The 18,439-nt window shown below is 70.5% G+C and carries 13 protein-coding genes; 7 read left to right on the forward strand and 6 right to left on the reverse strand.

From position 1 onward, the window contains the following. A partial coding sequence (locus tag Q664_RS17845) for a chitobiase/beta-hexosaminidase C-terminal domain-containing protein (protein ID WP_043396607.1) occupies positions 1-518 on the reverse strand: 518 nt, incomplete at its 3' end. Positions 519-730: 212 nt separating this feature from the next. Between Q664_RS17845 and Q664_RS17850 the strand changes: the two genes are divergently transcribed. From Q664_RS17850 to Q664_RS52260, 3 genes are all read left to right on the forward strand, one after another. Next, a complete protein-coding gene (locus Q664_RS17850; RefSeq protein WP_043396609.1) occupies positions 731-1,987 on the forward strand; it encodes a metallophosphoesterase family protein in 1,257 nt (418 codons plus the stop codon). Beyond that, positions 1,984-5,187, forward strand: coding sequence for an AAA family ATPase (locus tag Q664_RS62180; RefSeq protein WP_152622167.1), 3,204 nt, complete (start codon positions 1,984-1,986; stop codon positions 5,185-5,187). The genes Q664_RS17850 and Q664_RS62180 overlap by 4 nt, the downstream gene beginning before the upstream one ends. Before the next feature lie 249 nt (positions 5,188-5,436). Continuing rightward, complete coding sequence (locus Q664_RS52260) at positions 5,437-9,759, forward strand: immunoglobulin-like domain-containing protein (RefSeq protein WP_052518292.1); 4,323 nt, start codon at positions 5,437-5,439, stop codon at positions 9,757-9,759. Positions 9,760-9,822: 63 nt separating this feature from the next. Here Q664_RS52260 and aceA read toward each other — a convergent pair whose 3' ends face one another. Next, positions 9,823-11,109: an isocitrate lyase gene (gene aceA, locus Q664_RS17865; protein ID WP_043396612.1), complete on the reverse strand. Its 1,287-nt coding sequence runs from the start codon at positions 11,107-11,109 to the stop codon at positions 9,823-9,825. A gap of 76 nt (positions 11,110-11,185) precedes the next feature. Then, a complete protein-coding gene (gene aceB / locus Q664_RS17870; protein ID WP_052518293.1) occupies positions 11,186-12,832 on the reverse strand; it encodes a malate synthase A in 1,647 nt (548 codons plus the stop codon). 255 nt (positions 12,833-13,087) lie between these two features. Here aceB and Q664_RS17875 point away from each other — a divergent pair, with 255 nt between their 5' ends. Both Q664_RS17875 and Q664_RS17880 read left to right on the forward strand, forming a co-directional pair. Continuing rightward, positions 13,088-13,453 (forward strand): PspC domain-containing protein, encoded by a 366-nt coding sequence (locus Q664_RS17875; RefSeq protein ID WP_043396615.1) that lies wholly within the window; start codon positions 13,088-13,090, stop codon positions 13,451-13,453. Positions 13,454-13,634: 181 nt separating this feature from the next. Beyond that, entirely contained in the window at positions 13,635-14,198 is a 564-nt protein-coding gene (locus tag Q664_RS17880; RefSeq protein WP_043396627.1) for a Uma2 family endonuclease, read from the forward strand. On the opposite strand, the gene Q664_RS17885 is transcribed toward Q664_RS17880, so the two are convergent. Beyond that, positions 14,199-14,717, reverse strand: a complete 519-nt coding sequence (locus tag Q664_RS17885; RefSeq protein ID WP_235216745.1) for an MOSC domain-containing protein — start codon at positions 14,715-14,717, stop codon at positions 14,199-14,201. A gap of 36 nt (positions 14,718-14,753) precedes the next feature. After that, on the reverse strand, positions 14,754-15,461 hold the full coding sequence (locus Q664_RS52265) for a hypothetical protein (protein WP_152622168.1): 708 nt from the start codon (positions 15,459-15,461) through the stop codon (positions 14,754-14,756). 314 nt (positions 15,462-15,775) lie between these two features. Here Q664_RS52265 and fumC point away from each other — a divergent pair, with 314 nt between their 5' ends. Next, positions 15,776-17,173 (forward strand): class II fumarate hydratase, encoded by a 1,398-nt coding sequence (gene fumC, locus Q664_RS17895; RefSeq protein WP_043396619.1) that lies wholly within the window; start codon positions 15,776-15,778, stop codon positions 17,171-17,173. A 153-nt stretch (positions 17,174-17,326) separates the two neighbouring features. After that, positions 17,327-17,569 (forward strand): hypothetical protein, encoded by a 243-nt coding sequence (locus Q664_RS57825; protein ID WP_152622169.1) that lies wholly within the window; start codon positions 17,327-17,329, stop codon positions 17,567-17,569. 7 nt (positions 17,570-17,576) lie between these two features. On the opposite strand, the gene trhA is transcribed toward Q664_RS57825, so the two are convergent. Then, positions 17,577-18,251 carry a PAQR family membrane homeostasis protein TrhA gene (gene trhA / locus Q664_RS17900; protein ID WP_063934714.1) on the reverse strand — a complete coding sequence of 225 codons (675 nt, stop codon included), beginning with the start codon at positions 18,249-18,251 and terminating at the stop codon, positions 17,577-17,579. Between the last annotated feature and the right edge of the window lie 188 nt (positions 18,252-18,439).

Here is an 18,439-nt window from a genome sequence, read left to right on the forward strand (position 1 = left end):
TGCGGCGAGCTCGTGGTGGGCTCGGAGTCGTCGGTGGTGAAGTAGGTGGCTGCACAGCCGGTGCCCGCGCCGTCGTCGCAGGCCAGCGTGACGCTTTGAGCCGCGTTGTACGTTCCCGCCGCCGGGGTGGCGGTGGTGGTGGGCGCCGCCGTGTCCACCACGAAGGACTGGGTCTGGACGGTCTCCGCGTTGCCCGCCTTGTCCACGGAGAAGAACTTCAGCGGGGTGTTCTGGCTGAGCACCACCGGCGCCGAGTAGCGCGTCGAGCTCGCGGAGGGCGTGGAGCCATCGGTGGTGTAGTACGTGGCGTCGCAGCCGCTGCCCGTGCCGTCCTCGCACAGCAGCGTCACGGAGACGTTCTCCTTGAAGGTTCCTCCGTTGGGTGTGGCCCGGGTCGACGGAGGCGCCGTATCCGGGACCGGCGGCGGTGGGGTGGGGGTTGGATCACACGCGCTCGCGAACTGGAGCGCGAGCAGAGCCAGGACGAGCCGGCTCGACCAGGAAGCGGTGGAAGGCATCGATACTCCGGTGGCGGATGAGAGAAGCGGGCGAAGCCTTTCACTGGCTGACATTGCGTCGCAAGTTACCGCCCGTACGGGTGCGTGGCCTGACTGTCTCGTGGATGTGACAGCCGGGCGAACTCCTGAAAACCCTCCTCGGAAATCTCCGCCGGACTGGGAACTCGGGTTTCTGGTGCGCGCTTCCAGGGCGGCTACTGTGCGTGGCCGAGATGCGCTTCAAGTTCGTCCATGCCGCCGATCTGCACCTGGATACTCCCTTCCGTGGCGTGCCCGCGGACTCGGGACTGACGGGGACGTTCCAGCAGGCCACCTTCCGGGCCTTCTCGCGCATCGTGGACGTGTGCCTGCGCGAGCACGTGGCCTTCCTGGTGCTCGCGGGGGACCTCTTCGATGCGAAGGACCGCTCGGTGCGTGCGCGGCTGGCGCTGCGGCGCGAGCTGGACCGGCTGCACATGGCCGGCATCCAGACCTTCATCGTGCACGGCAACCATGATCCGCTGAGCGGGGACACGGGCGCGCTCGGGCTGCCGGACTCGGTGAAGGTGTTTGGCCCGGACTGGGAAGAGGTGGAGGTGCGCCGCGAGGGGCGGGTGCTGTGCCGGGTGCAGGGCATCTCCTATCCGGAGGCGGAGATGCGGGAGAACCTGTCGGCGCGCTTCCGCCGGACGGCGCCGGACTTCACGGTGGGTCTGCTGCACGCGAACCTGGGCGGAGTGGAGGGGCACGCCAACTACGCGCCGTGCACCGTGGAGGACCTGGCCGCGCGGGGCCTGGACTACTGGGCGCTGGGCCACGTGCACACGCGCGCCGAGTACGTGCTCGCGGGAGGCGCGGTGGCCGTGTACCCGGGCAACCCGCAGGGGCGGCACGTGAACGAGCCGGGCGAGCGCGGCTGCATGCTGGTGGAGGTGGAGGAGGGGAGGACGCGGCGCCGCTTCGTCCCGGTGGACCGGGTGCGCTGGCACCGGCTGGAGGTGGGGCTCACGGGGCTCGGCTCGCTGGATGGGCTGGTGGCGGCGGTGACGGAGCAGGTGGACGCGAGCTGCCCGGACGAGCTGGAGGGCCACGCGGTGCGCCTCACGCTCACGGGCCGGGGGCCGCTGCACCGAGAGCTGTCCCGGCCGGAGGCACTCGGCCAGTTGGAAGCGGAGTTGCGCGAGCAGCTCGCCCAGCGCCACCCGCCGGTGCTGCTGGAGTCCCTGCGCGACGCGAGCCGGCCCGAGCTGGACCTCGAGACGGTGCGCCTGGCGGGAGGTTTCTCGGGGACGCTGCTGGCCGAGGCCGAGACGCTGGTGACGGAGCCGGAGGCGCTGGCGGCGCTGTGGGCGGAGGACGCGGAGCTGCGGGCGCTCGGGCAGCGCTTGCGGCGGTTGGGCGTGGACGCCCTGGAGAGCCCCCGGCCGGAGCTGGTGGAGCAGGCGGGATGGCAGGTGGTGGAGCAGTTGCACGAGGAGGAGGTGGCGTGAGCGGGGCCCTGCGCATCGACGTGTTGAAGGTGCACGGCTTCGGCCACTTCTCCGGGTACGAGCTGGAGCTGGGGCCGGGGCTCAACCTGCTGTACGGGCCGAACGAGGCGGGCAAGAGCACGCTGCTCGCGTTCATCCGCGGCATGCTGTTCGGCTTCGAGAAGCGGGGCCGCTCGGAGTCCCGGTACGAGCCGGAGGCGGGGCCCTTCGGGGGAGAGCTGTGGATGCGCTCGGGGGCGGGCCCACTGGGGGTGCGCCGTGTGGCGGACAGGAAGGGCAAGGCGGCGGTGACGGTGCTGAGCCCGGAGGGGCACGAGTTGCTCGCCTCGCGGCTGGACGAGGCGCTGGCGCACGTGTCGCGGGAGCTGTTCTGCGAGGTGTTCGCCTTCAGCCTGGACGAGCTCTCCAGCTTCGAGCAACTGGTGGAGGAGGATGGCGTCTCCCGGGCGCTCTTCGCCGCCGGGCTGCGGGGAGCGCGCCGGCTGCCGGAGGTGGAGAAGCACCTGGAGAAGCGCGCCGGTGAGCTCTTCAAGGTGAGCGGGAAGAACCCCGAGCTCAACCAGGTGCTCCGGCAGCTGGAGGAGGTGCGGGGGAAGCTGGACGGGCTGAAGGACAGGCCGGCGGAGTACTTCAAGGAGCGCGAGCGGCTGGCGTCCCTGGGGCGGGAGCAGGAGGAGGCGGAGGCCCGCCAGGAGCGGATGGGGCGGGAGTTGGGGCGGCTGTCCCGGCTGGAGGCGGCGCTCGGAGACCTGGGAGAACTGGCGAGGCTGAGGGCGGAGCTGGGGGTGCTGCCGGAGCTGTCGGCCTTCCCAGCGGGTGGGGAGGCGCGGCTGGAGGAACTGCTCCAGCGGCGGACGAAGGCCCGGGCCGACCAGGACCGTGTGGAGTCGCTGTTGTCCAAGGCGGGGACCGGGCTGGCCCGGCTGTCGGAGGCCTCGGCGGTGCGGGAGCGGGAGGAGGCGCTGCGCCTGGCGCTGGGGGCCTTCACCGCGAGGGCCGAGCTGTTGCGGGCATTGCCGGGCCGCCGTGCGGCGCTCGAGGCGAGGCGTCGCGAGGTGGAGCAGGCGCTGGGCGGACTGGGGCTGGAGGTGGACGCGGCGGGTCTCCTGGCGTTGGAGCTGGGGGCGGCGGCGCGAGGCACGCTGGAGTCCCTGGCGGATCGGCTGACGAAGGCGGAGGCGGAGCGGCGCGAGGCGGAGGTGGCGCTCGGGCGGGCCCGTGTGGAGTGCGAGCGCATCGAGGCCTCCCTGGCGCGGTTGCGGGCGGAGCGCACGAAGCTCCCGGACGTGTCCGCGGCGGAGCTGCGCCAGAGGCAGGCCGCGCTGAGCCGCTCCCGGTTGCTGCGGGTGGAGCGCGAGCAGGTGGCGGCACAGCGGGCGGAGCTGCAACAGCGGCTCCAGTCCCTGCGTGCCCAGGCCGAGCCGGAGCCGGGAGCGGCTCCCGCGCCCTGGCTGGTGCTGATGGGCGCGGGTGTGGCGGTGGCGTGGGTGGGGGTGCTGGCACTCCAGGGCGGAGCGAAGGAAGGGGCCATGGCCCTGCTGGGCGCGCTGCTGCTCATCGTTCCGCTGGTGCTCGGTTACGTGCGCTCGGTGAGGAGCCACCAGGAGCGCGTGGAGGCCCATGCCGAGCGCCAGCGGCAGCGTGCGCGGGAACTGACGCGGCTGCAGTCGGTGCTGGACACGCAGTCGGGACGGCTGCTGGGGCTGGAGCGGGAGCTGTCGGTGGCCCTGAGCGAGGCGGGCGTGGCCGCGGAGGCCTCCACGGCCGGGCTGGCCGGGGCGGAGGCCGCGCTGGCGGAGGCACTGCGGCGGGCCGAGCGTGTGGAGCACCTCGGGCGCGAGCGGGAGGCGCGCGAGGCGGAGCGGGACGGGGTGGTGCGCGAGGCGCAGGCGGCGGAGCTGGCGGGACGGCGTGCGGACGCGCGGGAGCGGACGCTCCGGGCGGAGCTGGCCGGGCTGCTGGAGGCGCGGGGTTTTCCCCCGGAGCTCTCTCCGCAGCGGGCGTTGGCGCTGTGGCGCGACGCGGCCGATCAGCGGCAGCGGCTGGCGGACTTGAGTGCGGACGAGCGGGCCCTGGCGGCGGACGAAGCCGCCTGTGACACGGTCGTCTCTCGGCTGCTGGAGGAGGCGCGGGCGGCTGGGCTTCCGCCAGGACTCGTGGAGGCCGTGGCCGCCCGGGTGTCCTCCGCGCTGGAGGAACTGAAGAACCAGGACGCGGAGGCACGGACCCTGCGGGCGCGCATGGACGAGTGGGCCGGAGACAGGGTGCGGCTCACGCGGCTCCGGGATGCCGAGGAGCAGACCCTGGCGGCGCTGCTGGCCCGGGGCGGCTGCACCACGGAGGAGACGTTCCGCGAGCGGGCGCGGCAGGCGGAGCACTTCGAGGCGCTCACCCGGCGCGTACGCGAGCTGACCTGGCGCATCGAGGCGGCCACGGGCCTGGAGGAGCCCGCGGTGCGGGAGGCCATCCTGGCGGCGGGAGGCGAGGAGCAGCTGAAGGAGAAGCTGGGTCAACTGCGGATGCAGGAGCCCGCCTGTGCCGAGCACCTCAAGGCGCTGCACACCGAGTATGGCTCCACGAGGAGTCAGCTCGAGCGCTGGGAGACGGACGAGGAGGTGGCGGCGCTGCGCATCCAGGAGGAGCGACTGCGGGCCCGGGCGGCGGAGCTGGCGACGCGGTACGCGAGGGATCGGCTGGCGCTGGCGCTGCTGTCCCGTGCGAGGAGACGCTTCGAGGAGGAGCAGCAGCCGAGGGTCATCCAACTGGCGTCGGAGCACTTCGCGGCGCTCACGGCGGGCCGGTACCGGCGGGTGTTCCTTCCGGCGGGAGGCAAGCGGGAGCTCCGGGTGAGCGATGCACGGAGGGACTGGAGCGCGGAGCAGCTCTCGAGGGGAACGCGGGAGCAGCTCTACCTGGCGTTCCGGTTGGCGGTCATCCAGGACTTCGGGGAGACGCGGGGAGCGTTGCCGCTCATCGTGGACGACATCCTGGTGAACTTCGACCTGGAGCGGACGCGAGGAACGCTGAAGCTGTTGTCCCGCCTGTCCGAGCACCACCAGGTCATCGCCTTCACCTGTCACCCGTGGATGCGCGAGTGCTTCGCGGCGGAGGGCGCGCGGGTGGTGGAGCTGGCTCCCTCCTCTGGCGCTGGAGTCCACGCCCTTCCCTCGCTTATTCCCAGCCTGGCTCGGAGCGCGTGACTTCCTGTTTGTCATGTTTCAATGCTGGTATGTTCTCCATCCTCTCGCGGGTGTGCACGCGGGTGGAACGCGTCAGCATGCCGGTGCCAGCGCGCCGCTGCATCCGCTGGGATACAGCGGGCCGGACCGGGTGGCTCCAGCGGGAGCCAGTCATGAGCAGGTGGGAGGGGCTGTCCACGAGAGGACGTTCCAGGTGGCGTGCTTATTGCCTTGGCGTGGCGGCCTCACCCGTTGGTTGGAGCCTCCTGGATGCGCATGGAATCACCGGCCCTGCGCCGGTTCACGTTGTTGGGATGTCTGGCATGGGTGGCGTGCAGCCCGCAGCCCTCGCGGGAAGGGGAGGGAGCGCGGCCGAGTCAATGGCGGGCGGCCATCACCTCGGAGCAGGAGGTCGTGGCCAGCCTCCCCGAGGGAGCGCCGTTGCCCGAGCTGTCCCCTCCGGCGGGGGCTGGAGGGCCGGCCGTTCCGCCCTGGGAGCCCGCGCCGTTCCGGGGAGCCGAGTCGCCGGCCCCGGGCCTCTCTCCCATGGCCGCTCCCGCGGCCGCGGCCTCTCCCGGCGCCGTCGAGCTGTCGGCCAACGTCCTGCGCGGGACGGCTCGCATCACCAATACGAATCCTGAAATCCTGGCGCTGCTGCGGAGCGACCCCTGGCGCAACAACTTCGGCGCCAGCGCCCAGAGCTACGCCCCGGGCGGCTACTCGTCCACGGCGTACACCTTCGAGGACACGAGCCCGCTGGGCTTCTCCTTCGAGATGCTGGTGGAGGCCGGCGCGGGAGGCGAGGCGGGAGTCTCCTACTCCGTCTATGCCTCCCGGGGGACGATTGGCTTTCCCACCCAGTACGCGACGGTGAAGCCGCGCTCCCTCCAGCCGGAGCCCACGGAGGTGTCCCTGGAGGCCTGCACCGGCGTGGTCCAGTTCCAGTTCGGCACGGACGAGACGTGCGAGGAGCGCTCGCCCATCCTCCAGGGGAGCTCCCTGCCCATGTCCGTGTTCGAGTCCGGGCCCCAGCAGTACACGGGGTACGTCCCGGCTGGCTCCAACTGGAAGGGCCCTCTCTACTACTACGTCCAGGGGACGGATTCGCGCGGCGGCCCCATCACCCTGGTGGTCCGCAGGGAGGTGGAGTGGAGCGTGGGCTGTGACCAGGTGGCGCGCGTCTGCGTTCCCGTGGAGCCCGCGGTGGCGGCGAAGGATGGGGACTTCACGGGGCCCTGGCAGATCTCCGGCGAGCCGACCCGCGGGTCCGAGGTCAACGCCAGCCACGCCACGTGGCCGCTCCACCGGCGGGCCGTCATCCCCCAGGACATGCCCGAGGCGGACCCGGGGGAGTGGTGGAAGCTGCTGCGGGCCAGTGAGGGCCTCTGGAACTTCTCCAGCTCGGCCTGGCTGCGCGGGGGGCGCGAGCTCACGTGGTTGCAGCTGCCCGGCATCAGCTCCCACCCCGTCGTCACGGATGCGGTCACGCCGTTGACGAAGGAGGTGGACGGGGAGCTTCGTCACGCGTACCTGATGCGGCCCTCCCACTTCTACGGCTCGGTGCGCCTGGCCAACCCCACCGCGGCGGAGCGGCCGGGGCGCTTCAACACCCTGCGGACGCTTCACTTCAACGCGGACTTCGACGCCAATGGAGATGGCTGGCCGGACAGCACCGGGTGGCATACCACCTACGTGACCGCCGCGAGCAGCGGGGGAGGGCGCTCGAGTACCAGCTTCCCGGGCGGTTTCGACCTCTCCACCGGCGAGCTGGGCTCCACCTATGAGCAGGTGCTGGTGAGCCCCTTCGACGAGCCGCGGTGGTGGGCCCAGGAGGGGCTGCTGCTGGCCTTCTGGTCCGAGCGCGACCTGAACTTCCACACGCGGCCGGGCCTGTATGATCCAGAGCGCTACCGCTATGGCCTGCAGGGCAACTCCCCTCGCCAGGGCAACGCCAGGCTCATGGCCCCCGAGCAGCGCCACCGGGTGGACCACGAGTATTGCTACAACGAGGTGTCGCTGTATTACGCGGCCAGCCTCGGGCGCCTCTTCAACCCCCGGGTGGACCTCTCGGGCGGCTTCGAGGGCGTGGACTGGAGGGGGCACTCCGTGTCCTACAGCTCGGGAGGCTGGTTCTACGGCACCCCGGCCATCCTGGGCGGGGACTGGGTGACGGACGGGCGCGCCATGGCGCAGCCGGGGGGGACCGTCTCCCTCACCCTGCCGCAGGGCAGCTTCTCCCTCACGCCCAGCGCCACCCTGGTCGCGGACAGCGGAGCCATCAGCGTCGCCAACTTCCAGCCCGTCCAGCTCACGCTGGGGTGTGGCCAGGACGTCAGAATCGTCCCGCCCCTGGCGGTGACCCTCAGCGCGCCTCCGGGCTGCGCCAGCGCGTCCACGCTCCCCGTCTCCGGCGTGGTGGGGAGCGGCCCGGCCGTGGTGGACCGCGTCTGGTACCAGCTCAACGGAGGACCCGAGGTCACCCTCTGCACGGACTGTGGAAGGGAGCCGTCCTTCTCCTTCACCGTCCCGCTCGAGGCCTGCGGCAACGACATCCAGGTCTTCGCCTTCACCGAGGGGATGGAGAAGCCCGCGGGCAGCTCGATTCAAATCGTCTGGGATGACCCGGCGGATGGGCCGAGCTGCGGCGGCTCCACCTGCGTCAACCGTCCGCCCCAGGCCCGCTGTACCGACATCACCGTGCGCACCGGGGAGTCCTGCGAGGGGTGCGGCTCGGTGGATGATGGCTCGTATGATCCGGACGAGGGAGACACGCTGTCGTGTGTGCAGACGCCGGACTGCCCCTACACCGTGGGCACCCAGCGCGTGCGGCTGACGTGCACCGACTCGCGGGGCCTGTCCTCCTGGTGCGAGGCCTCCGTCACCGTGAAGGACGAGGTGGCCCCGGTCATCACCTGCCCCGGGGAGGTGCCCGAGCAGGTGTGCAGGGAGGGCGGGGCGCCGGTGAGCTACGAGACGTCCGCCCAGGACAACTGCGGCGCCGTCACGACGACGTGCTACCCGGGCTCCGGAGCCACCTTCCCGCCCGGCACCACGCAGGCGCAGTGCACGGCCATCGACGCCTCCGGCAACCAGGCCCGCTGCTTCTTCCCCGTCACCGTGGTGGATGACGAGCCGCCCACCCTCGAGTGCCCGGCCTCCATCACCGCGGAGTGCAACGGGCGCGGGCTCGCCACGCTCCCCGAGCCGCCCCTGGTGGCCCAGGACTCCTGCCAGCCTCCCCTCATCGACGGGCCCCGCTCCTTCCCGGTGGGCAGCACCACCGGGGTGACGTACACGGCGGCGGACACCGCGGGCCACCAGGTGTCCTGCACCACCACCGTGACGGCGGTGGACACGCAGGCGCCCACCCTCACCCTCCAGGGCTCCTCCGTGCACGCGCTGGCCTGCGGGCAGCCCTTCGTCGAGCCCGGCTACGTGGCCAGGGATGCCTGCCATGGCAGCCTCACCTCGCAGGTGGCCGTCTCCGGTAGCGTGGACTCCTGGACGCCGGGCACCTACTCCCTGTCCTACGAGGTGGAGGATCCCCTCGGCCACCGCGCCAGCGCCACCCGGCAGGTGCGGGTGAGCCCACGCGCGGTGGACGGCCTCCAGGCCACCTGGACGGACGCGGGCCACCTCCTCCCGCACCGCCTGCTGCATACCGCCACCCGGCTGGCGGATGGGCGGGTGCTCGTCACCGGCGGCTTCGCCGCCTCGGCGGAGGTGTATGACCCGGCCACGAATGGGTGGAGCCAGACGGGACGCCCGGGCACCACCCGCCGCTCCCACACCGCGACGCTCCTGGCGGACGGCCGGGTGCTGGTGACGGGGGGCGCGAGCGGCGCACCGGACACCTCGGCCGAGGTGTATGACCCGGCCACGGGGGCCTGGAGCGCCACCGGCTCCATGCGGGTGGCCCGGCGCGAGCACACCGCGACGCCGCTGGCGGACGGCCGGGTGCTGGTGGTGGGCGGAGGGAGCGCGCTGGCCGAGCTCTATGACCCGGCCCTGGGCACCTTCCAGGCCACCGGCAGCTTGTCCGTGGCACGCGTCCAGCACACCGCCACCCTGTTGCCCGGCGGGCGCGTCCTGGTGACGGGAGGACTCTCCCCCAATGGCGGGCCGCTGGCCTCGGCCGAGGTGTATGACGTGGCCACGGGCACCTGGAGCGCCGTGGGGACGATGACGGCGGCCCGCCGCCAGCACACCGCCCTGCTGCTGATGGACGGGCGCGTGCTGCTGGCCGGTGGCGCTCGAGATGCGGCGGCCAGCTCGGCCGAGCTGTACGACGTGGCCGCGGGCACCTTCTCCGCCACGGGGGCCATGGCCTCGCCCCGCCGCATGCATGGGGCCGCCTTGTTGCCCTCGGGTTCCGCCCTCGTCCTGGGCGGCTATGACGACCTGACGGGCATCAACTCCACGGCCGAGCTGTACGAGCCGTGCGGCGGCACCTGGGGGTCCACGACGTCCATGCGCGTGAGCCGCTACCAGCCGGCCGTCGTGCAACTCGCGGATGGCCAGGTGCTCGTGCTGGGCGGCTTCAGCACGGCAGACCAGACCTCCGTGGAGCGCTACCACCTGCCGGTGCAGTAGCGCTCCTGGCCCCTCCTCCCAGACCCGCGCGGTGCGGTCTGGGAGGAGCCCGGCCGGGGCCACTCAGAACTGGTGGGCCTCGGTGGAGTCGTTGAGCGCCAGCGTGCTGGAGCAGCCGCCGGAGATGACCTCGGCGACCTTGTCGAAGTAGCCGGTGCCCACTTCGCGCTGGTGGCGGGTGGCGGTGTAGCCGTCCTTCTCGGAGGCGAACTCCTTCTGCTGCATCTCCGAGTAGGCGGCCATGCCGCGGTCGCGGTAGTTCCGGGCCAGCTCGTACATCGAGTAGTTGAGGGCGTGGAAGCCGGCGAGGGTGACGAACTGGAACCTGTAGCCCATGGCGCCGAGCTCGCGCTGGAACCTGGCGATGGTCTTGTCGTCCAGGTTCTTCTTCCAGTTGAAGGAGGGCGAGCAGTTGTAGGCCAGGAGCTTGTTGGGGAACTTCTTGCGGATGCCCTCGGCGAACTTCTTGGCCTGGTCGAGGTCCGGGGTGCTGGTCTCGCACCAGATGAGGTCCGCGTAGGGCGCGTAGGCCAGTCCGCGGGCGATGGCGCACTCCAGGCCGCCCTTGAGGCGGTAGAAGCCCTCGGCCGAGCGGCCCGCCTTGCGGTCGATGAAGGCGTGGTCGTACTCGTCCGAGTCGCTCATCAGCAGCTTGGCGCTGTCGGCGTCGGTGCGGGCCACGAGGAGGGTGGGCACGCCCATCACATCCGCGGCCAGGCGCGCGGCCGTCAGGGTGCGGATGAAGTTGTTGGTGGGCACGAGCACCTTGCCGCCCATGTGGCCGCACTTCTTCTCGCTGGCGAGCTGGTCCTCGAAGTGCACGCCCGCGGCGCCCGCTTCAATCATCGACTTCATCAGCTCATAGGCGTTGAGCGGTCCGCCGAAGCCGGCCTCCGCGTCGGCCATGATGGGGGCGAACCAGTAGCGGTCGCGCTTGCCCTCGGCGCAGTCGATCTGATCCGCGCGGCGCAGGGAGGCGTTGATGCGGCGCACCACGTTGGGGACGCTGTCCACCGGGTAGAGGCTCTGGTCCGGGTACATCTGCCCGGCGGTGTTGGCGTCGGCGGCGACCTGCCAGCCGGACAGGTAGATGGCCTCGAGGCCGGCGCGCACCATCTGCACGGCCTGGTTGCCGGTGAGGGCGCCGAGCGCGTGCACATAGTCCTTGGTGTGGAGCAGCTCCCACAGCCGCTTGGAGCCCATCTCCGCCAGCGTGTAGCTGATGCGGATGGAGCCGCGCAGCTTCTCGACGTCCGCCGGCGAATAGTTACGGGTGATGCCCTCGAAACGCTGGGTGTGCAGCTTGGCGTGGGGCGAGGCGTCATTCGTGGTCGTCATGGCGTCGTACATGGTCAAGCTCCTCGGTCGATAGGTATGAACCAGGATTGGGAAGTGGAAGGACCGCGGGTCGCAGGGGCACGCTCGCTCAGCCGTGAGTCATCAGGGCCTCGTAGGCGGGCAGGGTGAGGAAGTCCTCGAAGCGGGGCGCGGTGGAGAGCTTCTCGAAGAGCTCACGCGCCTCCTTCATCCGCTCGGCGCCGTAGCGCTCGGTGGCGCCCTCGCCTTCGATGCGCTTCATCTCCTCGGCGAGCACCTGGCGGAAGCGCTCCAGGGTGACGGGCTTGCCGTCGGCCAGGGGGACGCGGTGGTGGATCCACTGCCACACCTGGGCGCGGGAGATCTCCGCGGTGGCCGCGTCCTCCATGAGGTTGTAGAGCGGCACGCAGCCCAGGCCTCCGAGCCACGCGGCCAGGTACTGCACGCCCACGCGGATGTTGTGGCGCAGGCCCTCCTCGGTGCGCGAGCCCTCGGGCATGGCGATGAGGTCCGCCTCGGAGATGCGCACGTCCGGGCGCTTCTTGGAGAGCTGGTGGGGCCCGGGCATGTGCTGGTCGAAGATGGCGCGGGCCACCGGGACGAGGCCGGGGTGGGCCACCCAGGTGCCGTCGTGGCCGTCGCGCACCTCGCGCTCCTTGTCGGCGCGCACCTTGGCCATCACCGCGTCGTTGGCGGCCGGGTCTCCCTTGATGGGGATGAAGGCCGCCATGCCGCCCATGGCGTGCACGTTGCGGCGGTGGCACACCTGGATGAGGCGCAGCGAGTAGTTGTGCAGGAAGGCCTTGTCCATGGTCACCTGCCCACGGTCGGGCAGGACGAACTTCGGGTCGGCCTGGAGCTTCTTGATGAAGCTGAAGATGTAGTCCCAGCGGCCGCAGTTGAGCCCCGCCGAGTGCTCGCGCAGCTCGTAGAGGATTTCGTCCATCTCGAAGGCGGCGGGCAGCGTCTCGATGAGGACGGTGGCCTTGATGGAGCCGCGGGCGATGCCCAGCTCGCTCTGGGCCAGGTGGAACACGTCGTTCCACAGCCGGGCCTCCAGGTGGCTCTCCATCTTGGGCAGGTAGAAGTAGGGGCCGCTGCCCTTCTCCAGCAGGGCGCGCGCGTTGTGGAAGAAGTAGAGGCCGAAGTCGAAGAGCGAGGCGGACACGGGCTTGCCGTCCACCACCAGGTGGCGCTCCAGCAGGTGCCAGCCGCGTGGGCGGGCCAGGAGCACGGCCGTCTTCTCGTGGAGGGCGTAATGCTTGCCGTTGTCGGCGGTGTAGCTGATGGTGCCGCGCACCGCGTCGCGCAGGTTGAGCTGCCCGCGCACCACGTTGTCCCAGGTGGGGCTGTTGGCGTCCTCGAAGTCCGCCATGAAGACGTTGGCCCCCGAGTTGAGCGCGTTGATGATCATCTTCCGGTCCACCGGGCCGGTGATCTCCACGCGCCTGTCCAGCAGGTCCTGGGGCAGGGGAGCGACAGTCCACTCCGACTCCCGGATGTCCTTCGTCTCGGGGAGGAAGCGGGGCCGCTCGCCGCTGTCGTAGGCGGCCTGCACCGCCTTGCGCCGCTCCAGGAGGGCCTCGCGCCGGGTCCCGAAGGTGCGCGCCAGCTTCGCCACGAACTCCAGGGCCTCGCGCGTGAGGATGGGGGCGTAATCCGGATGCCAGGCCCCCTGGAGGGCGATGCCCTGTCCCACGGTCCCTTGCCCTTCGGGACGTTGCGCATTGGGGGAAGAGGGAACGGCCGCGTCCATGCGAAGCTCCTTGACGGGATGCGTTGTAAAACCGGTGGACGGCCACCAATCTGTGTCCGCTTCGAGGAAGTGTGAAGTCCCCGTGGCTGAAAGTCGACATATTTGTAAGGGTGTCAACACACTCGGGATTAAATTTGTAAATTGACCGGCCTGAAAACGGCGGAGCGGCGCCGTGCAATGGGGGGCGGGGTGGTGCGTAGGGAGGGGGGGGAGGCCGGAGAGGGCACAAGGGCCTCCAAGAGGAGCGGAGCCATCATGGAAGAGACGAAGCAGTGCGTGGCGTGCAGGATGGACATCCGGGGGGATGCCACGAAGTGCCCGCACTGCCGGGAGCGGCAGACGTCGGGCGAGCCGATGCACCGAGGGGGGCACGGGCGGGTGGTGGCGGGGGTGTGCCTGTCGCTGGCGAGGCTGCTGGGCCTGGACGTGGCGCTGGTGCGGGTGGCCTTCGTGCTGGCGCTGGTGATGACGGGCGGGGCGGCGCTGGGGTTCTACGTGCTGCTGTGGGCGCTCACGCCGCCGTCGGTGATGGGGCAGGCGCCGGTGCGGCGGGTGATGGGGTGGGTGGGGAAGACGGGGGGCACGCCCGTGGAGGAGCCGCGGATGGAGCGCCGGGTCTGAAGGCCCACCGCTGGTAATTTTGTAAAAGCGGACTCCCCCTCTCCCCCTGGGGGAGGGCGGGGGTAAGGGCCGGCGACAGGATGTCAGAGGTCAGGTGCATCCTGGCCGCATGAATCCGGAGACCGGTGGGGAGTGGGGGGAACGGCTTGCGGCCATCGAGGTGGGACTGCATCCTGTGGGTATGAGCGACGAGCGGTCGCGCCGGGATGAGTTGTACGCGGAGCTGGAGAAGCTCCCACCCAACGTCGTAGGTGAGATTGTCGGGGGCGAGCTGTACGCGAGCCCGAGGCCCGCCTCGCCGCATGCCCGGGCGGCTTCGCGGCTTGGCGGGGAGCTGATGGGGCCGTTCGACCGGGGGCGGGGTGGGCCCGGGGGCTGGGTCATCCTGGACGAGCCGGAACTGCACCTGGGTGAGGACGTGCTGGTGCCCGACCTGGCGGGCTGGCGCCGGGAGCGGATGCCGGAGATGCCGCACACGGTGGGCTTCACACTGGCGCCGGACTGGGCTTGCGAGGTGCTCTCTCCTTCCACGGCCAGGCTCGATCGAGCTCGAAAGATGGTCGTGTACGCACGCGAGGGTGTGAGGCACTTCTGGCTCGTGGATCCCCTGCTTCAGACGCTGGAGGTCTACCGTCTGGAGAATGGCCGTTGGTCACTGCTGGGCACGCACGCCGGAGGGGTGACGGTGCACGCGGAACCGTTCGAGGCGCTGGCCCTGGAGTTGGGCGCGCTCTGGGGGCGTTGATCAGGGCAGCTTGGGGCGGATGGGGCGGGGCACGTCCGGGTTGACGTCGAGCAGGCGCACGCCGTCCCCCTCGCGCACCGTGCCTCCGCGCAACACCCTGGCCAGCTGGCCCCGCTGCCCCCAGGAGTCCTTGAGCAGGCCCGGGCGGATGCGCTCGAGCTTCGAGCAGGGCACGCAGGGCTCGGTCAGTTCCACCACCACCTCGGCGCCGAGCGCCAGACGCTGCCCGGGTGGCAGGGACTCCAGCGGCAGTCCGGAGATGACCACGTTCTCCTTCAGCTCGCCCGGCCCGAGCCGCAACGCGGCATGGGAGGCCTCGTCGAGCAGCAGGAGTTGCCGCTTCCCGTTGGGCTTCTTCTTCCCATGGCGGTCTCCCATGAAGCCCCGGCCCTCCACGGCCTGGGCCTCGGGGACGCGCTTCATGGGGGTGCCCCGCTCCTGGGCGAGCAGCAGGGCGCGGATGGTGCCAGCGGGAGTCTCCACGCCCTGAATCCTGTCCAGCGCTTCGCTCCACCGCAAGCCGGGGCCTCCCGGGGGGCACCGGCTCCTCCGCCGTCAGGAACCGCAGGCGTACCGGTAGGAGCTGCGGATGGGCGACTCCATCCCGGAGCTGTCACGCACCTTGAAGTCGACGATGAGCTGATCATCCTCGAAGACGATCATCGCGGAGACGGACTCGTCGGAGGACGGCAGGCCCATGCTCTTGAGCCCGGACGTGGGCTGGGGGCAGTAGTAGCTCCTGCTGAAGGTGCCCTGGACCCAGCCCTGGGGCACGATCGTGTTGCTTCCGGCGTACTGCATGCGCGCCTGCCAGAACGGGGTCTTGGTGCCGCTGCCACCGCTCCCGCTCCCGGTGCACGTGACGTAGGCGCCGGAGCGCGAGCAGGTGAGCGAGGCGGTGGGACAGGCCTGGGTGAAGGTGCCGCTGGTCGACGAGACGCCGGTCGTCGTGCACCAGGCGAAGTTGTTGGTGGTGCTGTCGTAGACGGCGGGGTAGGCCTTCACCATGAAGGTGTGCGAGCCGCAGCTCACCGGGCCGTCGTTGAAGTTCCACGAGCCCGAGCGGTTGCTGTCACCCAGGATGCCCTGGGGCCCGCCCCGTTTGACGCCGTCGATGAAGTACTCCAGCACCACCGAGTTGGAGGGATAGTTCACCGACCAGGCGCCGCCGCCGGAGAACACGCCGCCGTACGAGCTGTAACCCTGGGTGTTGATGGAGGCGCTCGCTCCGGCGCAATCCAGGGCCGCTTCCTGCGTGCTCATGGCCTCCCCGGCCTCGAGTCCGCCTCCGCAGGCGGTCAGCAGGAGTCCGGACAGTAGCGCCCCCAGGGGTGAACGAATGGACTCACGTGGCATCGCGGCTTCCTCCAGGAGGTTGAGATGGAACCCCTCCATGATTTACCAGTAAACGTTACAAATCAAGTGAAACATGACAGGTGGGGTGTAACCGCGGGAGTGTCCACTTCCAGAACGCGGCCCGGGGGCGTGTCGCACCGGGAAACGGATGCGGAGCGGAGGCGGGAGCGGTGGGAGGGGGCTCGTGTTATCGCACCGGCTTCCTCCGAGGAGGCAGCCACGTGAGCAACCAGAACGTCCGCATCGAGAAGGACACGTTCGGTCCCATCGAGGTCCCAGCCGATCGCCTGTGGGGCGCGCAGACGCAGCGCAGCCGGCAGAACTTCGCCATCTCCACCGAGCGCATGCCGCTCGCGCTCATCCGCGCCCTGGTGCTGGTGAAGAAGGCGGCGGCCATCGTCAACATGGAGAATGGCACCCTGCCCAGGGACAAGGGCGAGGCCATCGTGAAGGCCGCCAACGAGGTGCTCGACGGCCACCATGACGAGGAGTTCCCGCTGCTGGTGTGGCAGACGGGCAGCGGCACCCAGACGAACATGAACGTCAACGAGGTGCTGGCCAACCGCGCCTCGGAGCTGCTCGGGGGCGAGCGCGGCGAGACGCGCGAGGTGCACCCCAATGACGACGTCAACAAGGGGCAGAGCTCCAACGACGTCTTCCCCACCGCCATGAGCGTGGCCGCGGCGGAGGCCGTGGTGCGCAACGTCCTGCCCGAGCTGCTGGCGCTGCGCGACGTGCTCTCCGAGCGGTCGGAGAAGTTCCGGGACATCGTGAAGATTGGCCGCACACACCTGCAGGACGCCACGCCGTTGACGTTGGGCCAGGAGTTCAGCGGCTACGTGGCGCAGCTCGAGCACGCGCGCAAGCACATCGAGCTGTCCCTGCCGCACCTGTCCGAGCTGGCGCTCGGGGGCACGGCGGTGGGCACGGGCCTCAACGCGCCCAGGGGCTTCGCCGAGCGCGTGGCCCAGGAGCTCGCGCGCCTCACGGGCCACTCCTTCGTCACCGCGCCCAACAAGTTCGAGGCGCTCGCGGCCAATGACGCGCTGGTGCACGCCCATGGCGCGCTCAAGGGCCTGGCCGCCGCGCTCTTCAAGATCGCCAACGACGTGCGCTGGCTGGCATCGGGGCCCCGCTCGGGCATCGGGGAGATCACCATCCCCGAGAACGAGCCGGGTAGCTCCATCATGCCGGGCAAGGTGAACCCCACGCAGTCGGAAGCGCTCACCATGCTGTGCGCGCAGGTGATGGGCAACGACGTGGCCATCTCCCTGGGAGGCGCGTCCGGCAACTTCGAGCTGAACGTCTTCAAGCCGCTGCTCGCCCACAACTTCCTGCAGAGCTGCCGGCTGCTGGCGGACGGCATGCGCAGCTTCCGGCTGCATTGCGCGGTGGGCATCGAGCCGAACCTGCCCCGCCTGAAAGAGAACCTGGAGCGCTCGTTGATGCTCGTCACCGCGCTCAACCCGCACATCGGCTACGACAACGCGGCGAAGATCGCCAAGAAGGCGCACAAGGAGGGCAAGACGCTCAAGGAGGTGGCGGTGGAACTGGGCCTGCTCACCCCCGAGCAGTTCGACCAGTGGGTGCGCCCGGAGAAGATGACCGGCAATCTCTAAGCCATCCGAAGAAAGTCCGCGCAGGGGCTCGAGAGCAGGAGGTGAGGCGGGCTGAACTCGAGGGAGTGCCTTGCGTAGACGGTGCGGACGGGCCCACCCCTGGCTCAGGTGGAGTGCAGTGGATGCTCCCTCTCCCTCTGGGAGAGGGTTGGGGTGAGGGTCTTCCGGAAGCGGGACCGTTCTGGAAATGGCGAGCCAGGGGACGCGGGGGTATGCCTCCAGGTGATGGATGAGAAGCCTCCTCCGCCGCCTCCACCCGTCCCTCCGGGACCGCGGGCCAGCCCCGAGTTGGTGATGCGCACCTGCCCCAACTGTGGCGCCCGGCTCGAGGAGCGCAAGTGCAAGCTCCTCTGCACGCGCTGTGGCTACTACATGAGCTGCGCGGACTATTACTGACGTGCGTTCACCGGCCCCACAGCACATCGAGGATGACGGCGTAGTGCACGGAGGCCGCGGCGATGACCATGAGGTGGAAGATCTCGTGGTAGCCAAAGACGGTGGGGCGGGGGTCCGGCCACCTGCGCGCGTAGACTCCGGCGCCCAGGGCATAGATGACGGCTCCGAAGACGAGCCACCCGGCGCGTGTCAGGCCAATCACGTCCGGCAGCCGCAGCATGACCGGGAATGACACCGTGCCCAGCACGACATAGAGCAGGGAGCGGAGTCCTCGTGGCCCGGAACGGCCCAGCAGCGCGAGCCCGGCGCCCGTGAGCGCCGCGATCCACATCACCCAGAGCATCGTTGGACCCCAGCCTCCCGTCGCGTCCAGCATGGCCACGGGTGTGAAGGTCCCCGCGATGAGGCCATAGATGGCCGCGTGGTCGAACCGCTGGATGCGCCGGGCGGTGGCGGAGCACCAATTGGGACAGTGGTACGTCGCGCTGATTCCGAACATCAACACGAGGCTGACGCCGAACACCAGGCCCGCCAGGTACTGCACGCCCTTCGCCGGAGCGAGGGCCAGGAAGACGCACCCGGCGAGTGCCGCCACGAACGCGAACGCGTGCGACACACCGCGCAGCCTGGGCTTCACTTCTTCTTCCACCAGAAGGGACCCGACACGCTCTTGGGAAGCCATGACCTGTTCGTACGCACGGCAGGTCATCGTTGTGTCAGCGAGGGGCACGCCCCGGTTCGAGCGTGCGCTTCTGGCGCCCGGAAATGCAGTCCCGTCCACACTGATGTCCCCTCTCCCCCTGGGAGAGGGTTAGGGTGAGGGTCTTCGCTCCGTACGACGTCGCTGCGGCGGGAGACACGCAGGGGACG

The organism is Archangium violaceum Cb vi76, from assembly GCF_000733295.1.
GTDB lineage: Bacteria > Myxococcota > Myxococcia > Myxococcales > Myxococcaceae > Archangium > Archangium violaceum.